The 1870-nt window shown below is 67.0% G+C and carries 1 protein-coding gene; it reads left to right on the top strand.

The annotated features are described in order from the left end of the window. Window positions 1-23: 23 nt before the first annotated feature. On the top strand, window positions 24-1870 hold a 1847-nt coding region (locus AC2VON_RS13575; protein ID WP_486953435.1), incomplete at its 3' end, for a YncE family protein.

Below are 1870 nucleotides of genomic sequence, written 5' to 3'. Positions count from 1 at the left end.
TCGACGACATGATGGATCTGCTGATGGATTCGATGGTGTCGGCGGAGGCTGATGCGGGCGTGGGTGCGGATCTGGGCGTGGGGGCCGACACTGTGCTGCCCAACCTCGACACCGATGTGGGTGCTCTGGACTCGGTCGTGGCGGCGTCGGTGCACGCGGCGGCCAGCGCGGACGCCTCGGGTTCGGCGGCGGCAACCGACAGCCTGACGCAGTGGTATGAGACCAACATTTACGACCCGATCCACACCTGGGAACAGAACTGGATCGACAGCGCCCAAGGTGAAGCATTCGACGCCCAACTCAACAGTGAATGGCAGTCCTGGGGCGGCCAGGGCATCTTGATCGGTGACGGCGCCAACGGAACCCAAGCCGACCCAAATGGGGGTGCGGGCGGGTTGTGGTTCGGGGATGGCGGCAACGGCTGGGACAGCACCATCGCCGGGGACCCCGGCGGTGCGGGCGGTGTGGCCTATGACGGTGACGGCGGGGACGGCGGCAACGGGTTTGACGGATCGGCCGGTGGGGCTGGTGGTGACACCGGTTACGGCATCGCCGGCAACGGCGGTGATGGCGGTGACGCGGTCACCCCGGGCGGCGATGGTGGCGCCGGCGGTGCTGGAGGGAACGCGACCGGGTTCTTCGGGATCGGCGGCAACGGCGGCGAGGGCGGTACGGGTGCGGTCGGCGCCGACGGGACAAACAACAGCGCTCTGGCTGGGGTGGCCGGTGGCGCGGGCCAAAACGGCGGCGCCGGGGGCGACGGCGGGGCCGGCGGCAATGGTGGCTGGCTCTACGGTGACGGCGGTAATGCCGGCACGGCGGGCAACGGTGGTGACGGCGGCGTCGGAGGTGCTGGCGGTGCCGGGGCGGCCGATGGGGCTAACGGAGTCGCCGGGACCGGTGGCGCCGGGGCCGGTGGCGGGTCTGGGGGGATCTTCGGTTCCAATGGTTCCTTGAGTTGGGACGGGGCCAACGGCGCATTCCCGGCACCACCGACGGCCACCTCGCCCCTTGAGTTCATCGCCAGCGCCGGTGACGGGCCCGGAGCGATCACCTACGACCCCGCCAACCATGACCTCTACGTCGCCGATACTTACAACGGCACCGTCTCGGTGATCAACACCGACACCAACACCAACATCGGCACCATCACCGTCGGGCCGGCGGGCCCCACCGTCGGGGATCTGACCGGCATCGCCTACGACCCCGCTAACAGTGATATCTACGTGATCAACACCAACGACTGGGCTGACTCCCAGCCCGGAACCGTCTCGGTGATCAACCCGACCACCAACACCGTCACCGACACCATCACGATCGGCGTCGCTCCAGGCCAGATGGCGGTCGCCCCGACCAACGGCGACCTCTACATCACTAACCCCGACAGCGACACGGTGACCGTGATCGATCCGCACACCAACACCGTCACCGACACCCTCACCCTCCCCGACAGCTCCGGTCCGTCGGGGATCGTCTACGACTCCGCCAACGGTGACTTTTACGTCGGGGGCGCCAACAGCGGACTATCGGTCATCGATCCCACCACCAACACCGTCACCAACGACACCATCGCGGGCGTCGCACACGCGTCCGTGGTGCCCTACGATCTCGTCAACGGCGATCTCTACGCCCACGAAATTGTGGGCAAGAATGAGCTTCTGCTGACGATCGACCTGAACTCTGACACCCTCGTCGCTAACCCCAGCATCAATCCGGGCGAGGTGGTTGTCGACACCACCGATGGTGATGCCTACATGACCACTGGTGGGCTCTTCGACAATCTGTCGGTGCTGAACCTCGACACCAACACCGTCACCAGCTACGACGTCGGCGGGATGGTGGGCCAGACTAACGGTGTGGGCGGGACCCC

This window comes from Mycobacterium sp. TH-M82, from assembly GCF_057473605.1.
Note: the sequence above shows the minus strand (reverse complement) of the source record. Positions and strands in the feature narration are given on the sequence as shown.